10 protein-coding genes and 1 pseudogene are annotated in these 14763 nt (G+C 71.1%); 8 read left to right on the forward strand and 3 right to left on the reverse strand.

Annotation, left to right across the window (positions count from 1 at the left end):
* A pseudogene (locus AOK11_RS40280) lies at positions 1-224 on the reverse strand (hypothetical protein); the annotation flags it as partial.
* A 138-nt stretch (positions 225-362) separates the two neighbouring features.
* On the opposite strand from AOK11_RS40280, the gene mtnA reads away from it, so the two are divergent.
* The 7 genes from mtnA to AOK11_RS20345 all read left to right on the forward strand — a co-directional run bounded on the left by mtnA (position 363) and on the right by AOK11_RS20345 (position 9398).
* Entirely contained in the window at positions 363-1511 is a 1149-nt protein-coding gene (gene mtnA / locus AOK11_RS20315) for an S-methyl-5-thioribose-1-phosphate isomerase (protein ID WP_055595153.1), read from the forward strand.
* A gap of 4 nt (positions 1512-1515) precedes the next feature.
* Entirely contained in the window at positions 1516-2205 is a 690-nt protein-coding gene (mtrA, locus tag AOK11_RS20320; protein WP_193478414.1) for a two-component system response regulator MtrA, read from the forward strand.
* Position 2206: 1 nt separating this feature from the next.
* The gene (mtrB, locus tag AOK11_RS20325) at positions 2207-4402 is read left to right on the forward strand and encodes an MtrAB system histidine kinase MtrB (RefSeq protein WP_079034973.1); all 2196 of its coding nucleotides are present in this window, start codon (positions 2207-2209) and stop codon (positions 4400-4402) included.
* The gene (locus AOK11_RS20330) at positions 4392-6257 is read left to right on the forward strand and encodes an LpqB family beta-propeller domain-containing protein (protein ID WP_055595154.1); all 1866 of its coding nucleotides are present in this window, start codon (positions 4392-4394) and stop codon (positions 6255-6257) included. Before mtrB ends, AOK11_RS20330 begins: the two co-directional genes overlap by 11 nt.
* Before the next feature lie 142 nt (positions 6258-6399).
* On the forward strand, positions 6400-7413 hold the full coding sequence (locus tag AOK11_RS20335; protein WP_055595155.1) for a ComF family protein: 1014 nt from the start codon (positions 6400-6402) through the stop codon (positions 7411-7413).
* Positions 7414-7727: 314 nt separating this feature from the next.
* Positions 7728-8420 (forward strand): ribosome hibernation-promoting factor, HPF/YfiA family, encoded by a 693-nt coding sequence (gene hpf, locus AOK11_RS20340; protein WP_055595156.1) that lies wholly within the window; start codon positions 7728-7730, stop codon positions 8418-8420.
* Positions 8421-8627: 207 nt separating this feature from the next.
* On the forward strand, positions 8628-9398 hold the full coding sequence (locus AOK11_RS20345; protein WP_055595157.1) for a response regulator: 771 nt from the start codon (positions 8628-8630) through the stop codon (positions 9396-9398).
* Between the two features lie 6 nt (positions 9399-9404).
* Here the strand turns inward: AOK11_RS20345 and AOK11_RS20350 are convergent, their stop codons facing one another.
* Together AOK11_RS20350 and AOK11_RS20355 are read right to left on the reverse strand one after the other, a co-directional pair.
* A complete protein-coding gene (locus AOK11_RS20350) occupies positions 9405-10592 on the reverse strand; it encodes a winged helix-turn-helix domain-containing protein (protein WP_055595158.1) in 1188 nt (395 codons plus the stop codon).
* 427 nt (positions 10593-11019) lie between these two features.
* Positions 11020-11589, reverse strand: coding sequence for a GNAT family N-acetyltransferase (locus AOK11_RS20355; protein ID WP_055595159.1), 570 nt, complete (start codon positions 11587-11589; stop codon positions 11020-11022).
* A 278-nt stretch (positions 11590-11867) separates the two neighbouring features.
* On the opposite strand from AOK11_RS20355, the gene secA reads away from it, so the two are divergent.
* Positions 11868-14714: a preprotein translocase subunit SecA gene (gene secA, locus AOK11_RS20360; protein ID WP_055595160.1), complete on the forward strand. Its 2847-nt coding sequence runs from the start codon at positions 11868-11870 to the stop codon at positions 14712-14714.
* Positions 14715-14763 lie beyond the last annotated feature (49 nt).

A 14763-nucleotide genomic window follows, 5' to 3' on the forward strand; every position in this document is an offset into this window, starting at 1 on the left:
CCCGGCGGAGGCGGTGGGGGAGTCCGGCCGGGGTCCGCTGCGCCGGGCCGGTCGGTGGGCGCGGACCACTGGCTCGGCGGCTGCTCCTTCGACCAGCCCGGCCCCTGCGGGGCGGGCTGCTCGGGGTTCGGGCGCTCTGCGGGCTCGGCAGGCCCGGACGCACCCGGCCCCTGACCTTCGGAGGGGGCGGATCCGGGCGAAGCCCAGCCCGGAGTGTCGTTCATCGTCGCTCCTTCACGATGCCCGTCCGCGGTCGCGGCGGCAGGTTCGCTGCCATCGTGCCATGGGGCGGTCGACGACGGACCGGCCGAGGTGAGGACTGTGCCTTCAATTGTCCGCGTTCCAGGGGGCAGACTGACCGCATGGCTGATCAGTACGCGCAAAGCGACGACCACAAGCGGCCGACCGACATCCCGGTGATCCGCTGGGAGGAGCCACCGGAAGGACCCGTCCTGGTGCTGCTCGACCAGACCAGGCTGCCGGTCGAGGAGGTGGAGCTCGTCTGCACGGACGCCCCCGCGCTCGTGGAGGCGATCCGTTCGCTCGCCGTGCGCGGTGCGCCACTGCTGGGCATCGCCGGGGCGTACGGCGTCGCCCTCGCCGCCGTACGGGGCTTCGACGTGAACGACGCCGCCGCCGCGCTGGAGGGTGCCCGGCCCACCGCGGTGAACCTCGAGGTGGGGGTGCGCCGGGCTCTGAGTGCCCACCAGGGTGTTCTCGCCCGCGGCGGCGGTCTCCCGGAGGCGGCCGGGGCCGCGCTGGCCGCGGCGCGGCAGCTGCACCGCGAGGACGCCGAGGCCAGCGCCCGGATGGCCCGGCACGGGCTGGCGCTGCTGGACGAGCTGATGCCCGGCGGCGGGCACCGGATCCTCACCCACTGCAACACCGGCTCGCTGGTGTCGGGCGGCGAGGGCACCGCGTTCGCGGTGGCGCTGGCCGCGCACCGGGCGGGCAGGCTCAGGAGGCTGTGGGTGGACGAAACGCGTCCGTTGCTGCAAGGTGCTCGCCTGACGGCATACGAGGCCGCCCGTAGCGGAATGGCGTACACGCTGCTCACCGACAGTGCGGCGGGATCGCTGTTCGCGGCGGGCGAGGTGGACGCGGTACTGATAGGGGCGGACCGCATCGCGGCCGACGGCTCGGTGGCGAACAAGGTGGGGAGTTATCCGCTCGCCGTGCTCGCGCGGTACCACCACGTGCCGTTCATAGTGGTGGCACCGGTGACGACGGTCGATGCCCGCACACCGGACGGGGCCTCCATCGAGGTCGAGCAGCGCCCCGGCCATGAAGTGACCGAGGTCACGGCACCGCAGGTGCCGATGGCCGGAACCGAAGCGGGAGGCGGGATTCTTGTGGCACCCCTGGGGACCCAGGCGTACAACCCGGCGTTCGACGTGACACCACCGGAATTGGTCACGGCGATCGTCACGGAGGAAGGTGCCGTCTCACCCGTGACGGCAGAGGCCCTGGCCGCACTGTGTGCCAGGTCACGCCAGGTCACGAATAGCTAATGGGATGATGTCGTTTATGAAGGGACGAGTCCTTGTCGTCGACGACGACACCGCACTGGCCGAGATGCTCGGCATTGTGCTGCGTGGTGAAGGTTTTGAGCCGTCTTTCGTAGCCGACGGCGACAAGGCGCTGGCCGCTTTCCGTGAGGCCAAGCCCGATCTGGTGCTGCTGGATCTGATGCTGCCGGGCCGGGACGGCATCGAGGTGTGCCGCCTGATCAGGGCGGAGTCCGGGGTGCCGATCGTGATGCTCACGGCGAAGAGCGACACCGTCGATGTCGTGGTCGGTCTGGAGTCCGGCGCCGACGACTACATCGTCAAGCCGTTCAAGCCGAAGGAGCTGGTCGCCCGGATCCGGGCGCGGCTGCGCAGGTCGGAGGAGCCGGCGCCGGAACAGCTCGCCATCGGCGACCTGGTGATCGACGTGGCCGGGCACTCCGTGAAGCGGGAGGGGCAGTCGATCGCGCTGACCCCGCTGGAGTTCGACCTGCTGGTCGCGCTGGCCCGCAAGCCCTGGCAGGTGTTCACGCGTGAGGTGCTCCTCGAGCAGGTCTGGGGATACCGCCACGCGGCCGACACCCGGCTGGTGAACGTCCATGTCCAGCGGCTGCGCTCCAAGGTCGAGAAGGACCCGGAGAAGCCGGAGATCGTGGTGACCGTCCGTGGCGTCGGCTACAAGGCAGGACCGAGCTGACATGTCCGGTGACAGCGCCGCTTCGGGCTCCGGCCGGCCCGGGGACCGACCGGAGCGGCCTGTCGGCCGGACGCCCCGGGGCCGCCCCTCGGGGCGTTCCCGTTGGGGGCGCCCCAGGGAGGGCGGGCTGCTCCAGGGCGGAGTCCAGGGCAGCCCGGTCATCCGCCTGTTCGTGCGCTGGGTGCGCCGGCCGCTGCTGCCCGTCATGCGGCTGTGGCGGCGCAACATCCAGCTCAAGGTCGTCGTCACCACGCTGCTGATGTCGCTGGGCGTGGTCCTGCTGCTGGGCTTCGTCGTCATCGGCCAGGTGCGCAACGGCCTGCTGGACGCCAAGGTGAAGGCGTCCCAGAGCCAGGCCACCGGCGGGTTCGCGGTGGCCAAGCAGCAGGCCGACGAGGCCGCGAGCGGCACCGGCGAGGACGCGTCCACGGTGGACGGCCGGTCCTCGCAGAGCGTCATCCAGTGGATGAGCGACCTCGTGGAGTCGCTCTCCAGCGGCGGCCAGGGCGCCTTCGACGTGGTCACCCTGCCCATGGGCGACGAGAGCGGCGGCGGGCGCGGTCCGCGCGCCTCCGGGCACGTCGACCCGGCGGAGAGCGTGCCCGGCAACCTGCGGGAGCGGATCGACACCGGCACCGGGGCCGCGCAGCGGTACACGCGGATCGTCTACAGCAACGGCGCCGACTCCCAGCCGGGTCTGGTCATCGGCAAACAGGTCAACGACCCCAACGGTGATCCGTACCAGCTGTACTACCTCTTCCCGCTGACGCAGGAGGAGAAGTCGCTGAGCCTGGTCAAGGGCACGCTGGCGACCGCCGGTCTGTTCGTCGTCGTCCTCCTCGGGGCCATCGCCTGGCTCGTGGTGCGGCAGGTCGTGACGCCGGTGCGGATGGCGGCCGGGATCGCGGAACGGCTGTCCGCCGGACGGCTCCAGGAACGGATGAAGGTCACCGGCGAGGACGACATCGCACGGCTCGGCGAGGCCTTCAACAAGATGGCGCAGAACCTCCAGCTGAAGATCAACCAGCTCGAGGACCTGTCGCGGATGCAGCGCCGGTTCGTGTCGGACGTGTCCCACGAACTGCGGACACCGCTGACGACCGTACGGATGGCGGCGGACGTCATCCATGAGGCGCGTGAGGACTTCGACCCGGTGACCGCCCGGTCGGCCGAACTGCTCGCCGACCAGATCGACCGGTTCGAGTCACTGCTCTCGGACCTGCTGGAGATCAGCCGCTTCGACGCGGGTGCGGCCGCCCTGGAGGCGGAGCCGGTCGACCTGCGGCTCGTCGTACGGCGCGTGGTCGGCGGGGCCGAGCCGCTCGCCGAGCGCAAGGGCACGCGGATCAAGGTGGTCGGCGACCAGCAGCCCGTCATCGCCGAGGCCGACGCCCGGCGCGTGGAGCGCGTCCTGCGCAATCTCGTCGTCAACGCCGTGGAGCACGGCGACGGCAAGGACGTCGTCGTCAAGCTCGCCGCGGCGGGCGGGGCGGTCGCGATCGCGGTGCGGGACTACGGCGTCGGACTCAAACCCGGAGAGGCGACCCGCGTCTTCAGCCGCTTCTGGCGGGCGGACCCGGCACGCGCGCGGACCACGGGCGGTACCGGGCTGGGCCTGTCCATCGCCCTGGAGGACGCGCGACTGCACGGCGGCTGGCTCCAGGCGTGGGGTGAGCCGGGCGGCGGCTCGCAGTTCCGGCTGACCCTGCCCCGGACGGCGGACGAGCCGCTGCGGGGCTCTCCGATACCGCTGGAGCCCAGGGACTCGCGGCGCAACCGCGGACTCGACGACGCCGGCGCCCCGCACGGCGGCGGGGACAGCGAGAAGCGGGCCACCCTGCCCGCACCGCCCGCGGACACCGAGGGATCGGCCCGCGCGGCCCGCGATCCGCTCGGCCCGCTGTCGGCCGCGGTGACGCCCACGGCCGACCCGACGGCGCTGCCCGGCAACGGCGCGCGCGTGGTGCCGCGGCCGGCCGCGGGCGCTCCGCCCCGGGGGGAGCCGGCGGGACCGGCCGCCGGGGACGCGGCGCCTGCCGGCGCGGAGGCCGATGCCGGTGGCGGTGGGACGGCCGGTGCCGGTGACGTGGACGAATTGGATGAGCTGGACGAGCTGGACGGCCTGGACGATGTGGACGGTCTGGAAGGGCTCGACGGCCTCGGGGACAGGCAGGGGGAGGCTTCGCGTGGGCGGTGAGCGCGCAGGACGCGGCCGAAGGACGCCGGCACGGATGATCGCGTACGCCGCCGGCGGTGCCGTACTGCTGACCGGGTGCGCCTCGATGCCCGACAGCGGGGATCTGCGGGGCGTGGAGTCCACGCCCCGGCAGGACGCGCAGGTGCGGGTGTTCGCGATGCCGCCGAGCGAGGACGCGTCGCCCACGCAGATCGTGCAGGGCTTCCTCGAGGCGCTGACGAGTGACGATCCGGACTACAGGACCGCGCGCCAGTATCTGACCGCCGAGGCGGCCGAGGCATGGAAACCCGAGCTGTCCACCACGGTGCTGGCGGACGGGCCGGGCGCGCAGGCCGACCCGCCGGGCCGGGAGGAAACAGGCGAGGTCTCCTTCACCCTGACCGGCGACAAGGTCGCCACCGTGGACGCGCAGCAGGCGTACGCGTCCGCCACCGGGCCGTACGACAAGCTCGTGCGTCTCACGCAGGACGCGAAGAGCGGGCAGTGGCGCATCGCCGGGGTGCCGCAGGGCGTCGTCATGGGGAAGTCGGACTTCCAGCGCAACTACATGTCCGTCAGTAAGTACTACTTCGCCTCGAACACCCTGGGGGCCGCCGCGGACGGGCCGCCGATGGCGGTCGCCGACCCGGTGTACGTCCGCAGTCATGTGGAGCCCACCACCCAGATGGTGCGTTCCCTCCTGGGCGGGCCCACGACCTGGCTGGACCCGGTCGTCAGGTCGAGCTTCCCCGAGGGCGTGGCGCTGCACGAGGACGCCGGGCCGCTGACGGCGGACGACCGCGGCAAGCTGACCGTGCCGCTCAACGGCAAGGCGGCCGGCACCGGCACCAAGCGGTGCAAGGAGATGGCCGCCCAACTGTGGTTCACGCTGCGCAACCTCAGCCCCGCCGTGGACGAGGTCGAGCTGCGGGCCGACGGGAAGCAGCTGTGCTCGCTGACCCAGGAGGCCATCGGGAACGTGGCCGACCGGGGCTCGCGCAAAAGCCCCAACAACCTGTACTTCGTCGACGGGGAGCACCGGCTGGTGCGGATCCCCGCCGACAGCGACGCCACCCAGCCGGACCCGGTGCCCGGGGCGCTCGGCGAGGGCGAGACCTCGCTGCGGTCGGTGGCCGTCTCGCTGGACGAACGCGCGGCGGCCGGGGTCGCGCTCGACGGAGGGGCACTGTACGTCGCATCGATCGTGCCGGGCGGTTCGCTCGGGGAGCCCGTGCTGAGCAGCCGGGGCAAGTCCGAGGAGGACCGGCTGACCGCGCCCAGCTGGGACGCGCAGGGCGGCCTGTGGGTGGCCGACCGTGACCCCGCCGATCCGCGGCTGTTCCTTCTCGAGGAGGGCTCGGGTGAGCCGCTGGAGGTGCGCACTCCGGGCCTGGACGGGCGTATCCAGGCGGTCCGGGTGGCCGCCGACGGGGTCAGGATCGCGCTCGTCGTGGCGAAGGGCGACCGGCGCTCCCTGATGATCGGACGGATCGAGCGGAGCGGGACGAACGGTCAGGAGGGGCCGGCCGGGCCGGCCGAGAAGACCGGCGCGCGGCCCGCCGTGACCGTGCTGCAGATGCGGCCCGCGACGCCCGAGTTGGAGAAGGTCACCGCCATGTCGTGGACCGGCGACAGTCGGCTCGTCGTGGTCGGGCGCGAGGAGGGAGGGGTGGAGCAGATGCGGTACGTCGAGGTCGACGGCTCCATACCGGAGGTCCCGCAGCCCGCGGCCCTGACCGGAGTCGAGGCGGTCACCGCGTCCGCCGACGACAAGATGCCGCTGGTGGCGCACTCGGTGGACGGGATCGTCCGGCTGCCCTCGGGAGCCCAGTGGCAGAAGGTGACGGAAGGGATCGCGCCGGTCTATCCGGGGTGAGCGCTCACCGGCCGGGGGCCGGGCGTGCAGGGCGTGCCGGGCGGGGCCGAGGTCACCGGCCGGGGGCTGGGCGTGCAGGGCCGGTCCGGTGGAGTTTTCCACAGGGGTGGCCGGGTGCGGTGGGCCTTGGCACAGTGGGGTCATGCGGGGTTGGTGGCAGGACCTTTCCGACTTGGTGCTTCCTGCCGAGTGCGGCGGATGCGGCAGGCCCCGTGCGGTGCTGTGCGCCCGGTGCCGTACGGCGCTGAGCGGTGCCGCGCCTCGCCGGGTGCGGCCGGAGCCGGAGCCGGCGGGGCTGCCGGTGACGCACGCCGCGGCCCGGTACGCGGACGAGGTGCGCGCCGCGCTGCTGGCCCACAAGGAACGTGGCGCCCTGGCCCTGACCAGACCGCTGGGCGAAGCCCTGGCGGGAGCGGTGCGCGCGGGGCTGCGGGAGGCGGCGCGGCCGGGCTCGGGCGGGCTGGTGGGGCCGGTCCACGGCGACCGCGGTGCGGTGCTGCTGGTGCCCGTGCCGTCCGCGCCACGAGCCGTGCGGGCTCGCGGTCATGACCCGGCCCTGCGGATCGCCCGGGCGGCGGCGGGTGTACTGCGGCGACAGGGGGTACCCGCTTCTGTGCTTCCCGCGCTGCGGCAGCGGCGGGGCGTGGCCGACCAGTCGGAACTCGACGCCGCGCAGCGGCTGGCCAATCTCGCCGGTGCGCTGGCGGTGGCACCGGGCTGCGGCCGGCTGTTGCGCGATGGGCAGGTCGTCCTCGTGGACGATCTGATGACCACCGGGGCCTCGCTGACGGAGGCGGCGCGGGCGGTGCGGACCGCGTTGCGGGCCCCGGGCCCGGACGCGGTGGAGCACGTGCTGTCCGCCGGGACATGCACGCGGACACGTACGGAAGTACGTACGGGAGTGGGTGCGCAGGTGCGGGCGCAAGAGGATCTCGGGGCCGATTCGAGTATTTCGGCGCCCGCGTTCGTGTACAGAGGGGAGAGGTGGGAAAGGAGAGGAGAACAACGAAACGGACCGGCTCGCGTGAGGGCGGGTCGGCGGTTCGGCCGGTCAGTGGGTACGGCGGGTACGGACAGGGCCGACCGGCCCATTGACGTGAAGTGCGCTGCGGTTGTTGCGGCTTCACCCGGTTCTTTCAAAATAAACCGGAACTGATAGGGAAGTTGCATCGTTGCAGGTAGTGAGAGTGTAAATTCACCTGAACGGAGGTACGCGGTAGGAGAGGGTGACGACATCCGTCCGGGCGAGATATGTTCGGTCGTGAGGGAAAGCCGCAGGCCACACCTCTCGAATCCGAATGCCGTGCTGCGGGTTTTTTTCATAATCACCCGGGCCGGTGGACCGGAGATCTCGCCCATGGGGGAGGAGGCGGAAGTCGCCGAGTCCGAGGTTCCGGGGCTGAACCGGAGCCTGGTGTAAAAGGGAGACACTCCGCACCGAGGCGGAGTGATCCGGGAACGGAGTTCTGCGTGGACATCGTCGTCAAGGGCCGCAAGACCGAGGTGCCCGAGCGGTTCCGGAAGCACGTGGCCGAGAAGCTGAAGCTGGAGAAGATCCAGAAGCTCGACGGCAAGGTGATCAGCCTCGACGTCGAGGTGTCCAAGGAGCCCAACCCCCGACAGGCCGACCGCAGCGCCCGGGTGGAGATCACGCTCCATTCCCGCGGTCCGGTGATCCGGGCGGAGGCAGCGGCGGGCGACCCGTACGCGGCGCTCGACCTGGCAGCGGAGAAGCTGGACGCCCGGCTGCGCAAGCAGCACGACAAGCGTTACTCGCGGCGCGGAGCGCGCAGGATCTCGGCAGCGGAGGTCCCCGCCCACGTCCCCGACGCGGCGACACTCAACGGTACGGGGGCACTGTCCTCCGAGGAGGGGGCGGAATCCGTCCCCACCAAGAAGATCGGCTCGCTGGAGGTGCAGGGCGAGGGGCCCCTCATCGTCCGTGAGAAGACCCACGTGGCCGCCCCCATGACCCTGGACCAGGCGCTCTACGAGATGGAGCTGGTCGGGCACGACTTCTATCTGTTCGTCGACTCCGAGACCAAGGAACCCAGTGTCGTCTACCGGCGGCACGCCTACGACTACGGCGTGATCCACCTCAGCACGGACACCATGGTCACGCAGCCGCATGCTCCCGAGGCGGGCGGGATGCTCGGCGGCTGACCGAACCGAGTCACAGCTGGGCCGGTGCCCCTGGTGCGCGCATGTGCGCCCCCAGGGGCATCGGTGTGCGACCACTTCGCACCCCGAGCTGTCACCCCGGTGCCGTCCGGGCATGGAATCATGGCAGCAACGGCCCAAACGGTGGGCCGTTGCCTTGGGTTGGCGATGGCTCAGGACCACAGGCCACAGCCTTCAGGGGGAGGAACGATGGCGGACAGCTTCGGACCGATGCGTGGAGAGGACTCCGACGACAGCGGCACCGGCACGGGGCCGGACGCGGGCTCCCGGTACGGGGAGCCGGCGAAGGAGGCGGACCGGGAGCCGATCAGAGTCCTCGTGGTGGACGACCACGCGCTGTTCCGTCGCGGTCTGGAGATCGTGCTCGCGGCCGAGGAGGACATCCAGGTCGTCGGCGAGGCGGGGGACGGCGCGGAAGCGGTGGAGAAGGCGGCCGACCTGCTGCCGGACATCATCCTGATGGATGTGCGGATGCCCAAGCGGGGCGGTATCGAGGCGTGCACCTCCATCAAGGAGGTGGCCCCCAGCGCGAAGATCATCATGCTGACGATCAGCGACGAGGAAGCCGACCTCTACGACGCCATCAAGGCGGGCGCGACCGGTTACCTCCTCAAGGAGATCTCCACGGACGAGGTGGCCACCGCCATCCGGGCGGTGGCCGACGGACAGTCGCAGATCAGCCCGTCCATGGCGTCGAAGCTGCTCACCGAGTTCAAGTCGATGATCCAGCGCACCGACGAGCGCCGGTTGGTGCCCGCGCCCCGGCTGACGGACCGTGAACTCGAAGTACTCAAGCTCGTCGCCACGGGGATGAACAACCGGGACATCGCCAAGGAGCTGTTCATCTCCGAGAACACGGTGAAGAACCATGTGCGCAACATCCTGGAGAAGCTGCAGCTGCACTCCAGGATGGAGGCGGTGGTCTACGCGATGCGGGAGAAGATCCTCGAGATCCGCTGAGCGCCGTCAGGCGAGGGCGCGGGACAGTTCCGCGGTGAGCGGCTCGCGCAACTCCGGCGCGTCGACCCGCTCCACGCGGACGTCCGTGCAGTCCACCCAGCCCGCCGCCTCCACCAGGGCCTGCGCGACGGCGGGGACCGCCTTGGGGCCGTCCAGCGTGACCTGTTTCGCCACCAGGGTGCGGCCCTCGCGGGCCGGGTCGACGCGGCCGACGAGCCGGCCCCCGGCGAGCACGGGCATCGCGAAGTAGCCGTGCACCCGCTTCGGCTTCGGCACGTAGGCCTCCAGGCGGTGCGTGAAGCCGAAGATCCGCTCGGTGCGCGCCCGTTCCCAGACCAGGGAGTCGAACGGGGACAGCAGCGTCGTACGGTGGCGTCCGCGCGGGGGAGCGGCGAGGGCCTCCGGATCGGCCCAGGCCGGCTTGGACCAGCCTTCGACCGCGACCGGCACCAGGCCCGAGTCGGCGATCACCGCGTCGACCTGTTCCCCCTTGAGCCGGTGGTAGTCGGCGAGGTCCGCGCGGGTGCCGACGCCGAGTGACCTGCCGGCCAGGCCGACCAGCCGGCGCAGGCACTCGGCGTCGTCCAGCTCGTCGTGCAGCAGGGCTGTGGGGATCGCGCGCTCGGCGAGGTCGTAGACCCGCTTCCAGCCGCGGCGCTCGACGCACACCACCTCGCCGTACATCAGGGCCCGCTCGACGGCGACCTTGGCGCCGGACCAGTCCCACCACTCGCTGGTGCGCTTCGCGCCGCCCAGGTCGGTCGCCGTGAGCGGGCCCTGGGCGCGGAGCTGTTTGACGACCTGGTCGTAGGCGCCGTCGGGCAGCTCGTGGTTCCAGTGCGGGCGGGCGCGGTAGGCGCGGCGGCGGAAGGCGAAGTGCGGCCACTCCTCGATCGGCAGCAGGCAGGCCGCGTGCGACCAGTACTCGAAGGCGCGCGGCGGCTCGGCCCCGGACTTCCAGTACGCGTCCTCGACCGTCGCCCGGCCGACGGCGCCGAGACGGGCGTAGGGGATCAGTTCGTGGGAGCGGGCGAGGACGGAGATGGTGTCGAGCTGCACCGCGCCCAGGTGACGCAGGACCCCCCGGACGCCGGAGCGGCGGTCGGGGGCGCCCAGGAAGCCCTGCGCCCGCAGGGCGATGCGGCGGGCCTCGGCTGCCGAGAGGTCCGTGGACGGACGAGGGAGGGTCGTCATACGTCCGCACGATAGAGGGCGGCACTGACAACGGCCGGACAGAGGGCGGCACCGGAAACGGCCGGGCGGCGGGCTGGGACCTGCCCGGCGGATCATGACCGGAGGCGGTCGGCTGTGCTTGTCAGGACAGGGGCTCCGGCACGATCCGACTGACGGGCCGTCGGGCCCCGGGCGGGCGCCGCGGCCCGGGGACGATCCGAGCGGTTCCTTGCCGCCACTCGTCGTCCCTGCCGCCCCTGATCCGGACCGGAGACCGTCCGGAGATCGTCCGGAGATCGGACCGGGGAGGCCCGCAGACCGCCCTGGAGTCTCGCCCGAGTGCCCCGGAGACCGGACCGGAGTCTCGCCCGAGCGCCCCGGAGGCCGGACCGGAGCGGCCCGGAGGCCGGGCCGGGGCGATCCGAGGCCGGGCCGGGGCCGGAGGGCGTCACTCCTTGGCGGGCAGGTAGGGGACCGTCGAGGCGAGGCCCAGGTCGGACGGGAGCAGGGAGCCGATCCAGCAGTCGCGCAGCACCCCCTTGTTGTTGAGCGAGGAGCGCAGGGTGCCCTCGAGGACGAAGCCCGCCCGTTCCGCCACCGCGCGGGAGGCCCGGTTGCCGACCTCGGCGCGCCATTCCACGCGGTCGACGGACATCTTCGTGAAGGCCCAGCGCGACACGGCGACCGCGGCCTCGGTGATGTAGCCGTGCCCGCGGTGCTCCTTGACGCCCCAGTAGCCGATCTCCCCCACCCCCAGGGACCGCATGGTGATGCCGAGCATGCCGGTGAGCTCCCCGGAGGGGAGGAAGAGGCCGAAGGTGAACATCGAACCGCTCGCCCAGCCGTCCGGGACCATCTGCTCCGTGAAGCCCCGCGCGTGCTCGGGAAGGTACGGGGAGGGAACCGTGGTCCAGCGCTGGATGTCGGAGTCCTGGCAGGCGGCGTACACGGCGTCGGTGTCCTGGGGGCCGGCCGTGCGCAGCAGAAGACGGTCGGTGGTGAGGGTGACGGGGTCCATCGGCCGATTCTGCTCGCGGAGGAGAAGGAGACGCCAACTCTTTGCCGTGTGTGAGGAAAGAGTCACCCTTCGTGCAATTCGGTGGGCGGGGCGGCACCATCCGGAGGGCACGGGCGTTGTCCCTTTGAAAGCCGCCGTGAAACAGATATGACGCTGTGCGCGGCCACGGTCACGGCAGGCCTCCCGGCGTGGTGGGGTCCTCGCATACGATGGCCGTTGCTCAGCAATGAAATGGAAACCGACCGTCCCAGGCCCGACCGGCAAGGAGACCACCCCCCGTGTCCGTCCTCTCCAAGATCATGCGTGCAGGCGAAGGCAAGATCCTGCGCAAGCTGCACCGCATCGCGGGCCAGGTCAACTCCATCGAAGAGGACTTCGTCGACCTCTCCGACGCCGAGCTGCGGGCCCTCACCGATGAATACAAGCAGCGGTACGCCGACGGCGAAAGCCTGGACGACCTGCTCCCCGAGGCCTTCGCCACCGTCCGTGAGGCTGCCAAGCGCGTCCTGGGCCAGCGGCACTACGACGTGCAGATCATGGGCGGCGCCGCCCTGCACATGGGATACGTGGCCGAGATGAAGACCGGTGAGGGCAAGACCCTCGTCGGCACCCTGCCCGCGTATCTCAACGCGCTGTCCGGCAAGGGCGTCCACATCATCACCGTCAACGACTACCTGGCCGAGCGCGACTCCGAGATGATGGGCCGCGTCCACAAGTTCCTCGGCCTGGACGTCGGCTGCATCCTGGCCAACATGACGCCGGCCCAGCGCCGCGAGCAGTACGGCTGCGACATCACCTACGGCACGAACAACGAGTTCGGGTTCGACTACCTGCGCGACAACATGGCGTGGTCCAAGGACGAGCTGGTCCAGCGCGGCCACAACTTCGCCGTCGTCGACGAGGTCGACTCGATCCTCATCGACGAGGCCCGTACGCCGCTGATCATCTCCGGCCCGGCCGACCAGGCCACCAAGTGGTACGGCGACTTCGCCAAGCTGGTCAAGCGCCTCAAGCGCGGCGAGCCCGGCAACCCCCTCAAGGGCATCGAGGAGACCGGCGACTACGAGGTCGACGAGAAGAAGCGCACGGTCGCCATCCACGAGTCCGGGGTCGCCAAGGTCGAGGACTGGCTGGGCATCGACAACCTCTACGAGTCGGTCAACACCCCGCTGGTGGGCTACCTGAACAACGCCATCAAGGCGAAGGAGCTCTTCAAGCGCGACAAGGACTACGTGATCATCGACGACGAGGTCATGATCGTCGACGAGCACACCGGCCGTATCCTCGCGGGCCGCCGCTACAACGAGGGCATGCACCAGGCGATCGAGGCGAAGGAGGCGGTGCCGATCAAGGACGAGAACCAGACGCTCGCCACCATCACCCTCCAGAACTTCTTCCGCCTCTACAAGCGCAGCGACCACGGGGGCAAGGAACAGCCCGGCCTGTCCGGCATGACCGGTACGGCGATGACCGAGGCCGCCGAGTTCCACCAGATCTACAAGCTCGGCGTGGTGCCCATCCCGACCAACCGGGACATGGTCCGCAAGGACCAGGCGGACCTGATCTACCGCACCGAGGTCGCCAAGTTCGAGGCCGTCGTCGACGACATCGAGGAGAAGCACGGCAAGGGCCAGCCGATCCTCGTCGGCACCACCTCGGTGGAGAAGTCCGAGTACCTCTCGCAGCAGCTCAGCAAGCGCGGCATCCAGCACGAGGTGCTGAACGCCAAGCACCACGACCGCGAGGCGACGATCGTCGCCCAGGCCGGCCGCAGGGGCGCCGTCACGGTGGCGACCAACATGGCCGGCCGCGGTACGGACATCAAGCTGGGCGGCAACCCCGAGGACCTCGCCGAGGCGGAGCTGCGCCAGCGCGGCCTCGACCCCGAGGAACACATCGAGGAGTGGGCGCACGCCCTGCCGGAGGCGCTCGGACGGGCCGAGGACGCGGTCAAGGCCGAGAAGGACGAGGTCGAGCGGCTCGGCGGGCTCTACGTGCTCGGCACCGAGCGGCACGAGTCGCGGCGGATCGACAACCAGCTGCGCGGTCGTTCCGGCCGTCAGGGCGACCCCGGCGAGTCCCGCTTCTACCTGTCGCTCGGCGACGACCTGATGCGCCTGTTCAAGGCCCAGATGGTCGAGCGTGTGATGTCCATGGCGAACGTGCCGGACGACGTGCCGATCGAGAACAAGATGGTCACGCGCGCGATCGCGTCGGCCCAGTCGCAGGTCGAGACGCAGAACTTCGAGACCCGTAAGAACGTCCTGAAGTACGACGAGGTCCTCAACCGCCAGCGCGAGGTCATCTACGGCGAGCGGCGCCGCGTCCTGGAGGGCGAGGACCTGCAGGAGCAGATCCACCACTTCATGGACGACACCATCGACGCCTACGTGCAGGCGGAGACGGCCGAGGGCTTCCCCGAGGACTGGGACCTGGACCGGCTGTGGGGCGCCTTCAAGCAGCTCTACCCGACCAGGATCACCGTCGAGGAGCTCGAGGAGGAGGCCGGCGACCGGGCCGGGCTGACGGCCGAGTACATCGGCGACACCATCAAGGAGGACATCCGCGAGCAGTACGAGCAGCGTGAGGCGCAGCTCGGCTCGGAGATCATGCGGGAGCTGGAGCGCCGGGTCGTGCTGTCGGTCCTGGACCGCAAGTGGCGCGAGCACCTCTACGAGATGGACTACCTCCAGGAGGGCATCGGCCTGCGCGCGATGGCGCAGAAGGATCCCCTGGTCGAGTACCAGCGCGAGGGCTTCGACATGTTCACCGCGATGATGGACGGCATCAAGGAGGAGTCCGTCGGCTACCTGTTCAACCTGGAGGTCCAGGTCGAGCAGCAGGTCGAGGAAGTCCCGGTCGAGGAGGAGGCGGCGCCGTCGTTGGCCAAGACCCCGCAGGACGCGGTGCCCGCGCAGGCGGGTTCCCGGCCGGAGATCCGCGCCAAGGGGCTCGACGCCCCGCAGCGGCGGAACCTGCACTTCTCCGCGCCGACGGTGGACGGCGAGGGCGGCACCGTCGAGGGCGAGTTCGCCGAGGACGAGCCGGTGCGCTCCGAGGCCGACGGCCTCACCCGCGCCGAGCGCCGCAAGCAGGCGCGGGGCGGACGCCGCCGCAAGAAGTGACCACGGCTCCGCCGGGAGCGATGAGCTGCCGGCGGAGCCGTGGTCACTT

Source organism: Streptomyces hirsutus (assembly GCF_001418415.1).
GTDB lineage: Bacteria > Actinomycetota > Actinomycetes > Streptomycetales > Streptomycetaceae > Streptomyces > Streptomyces hirsutus.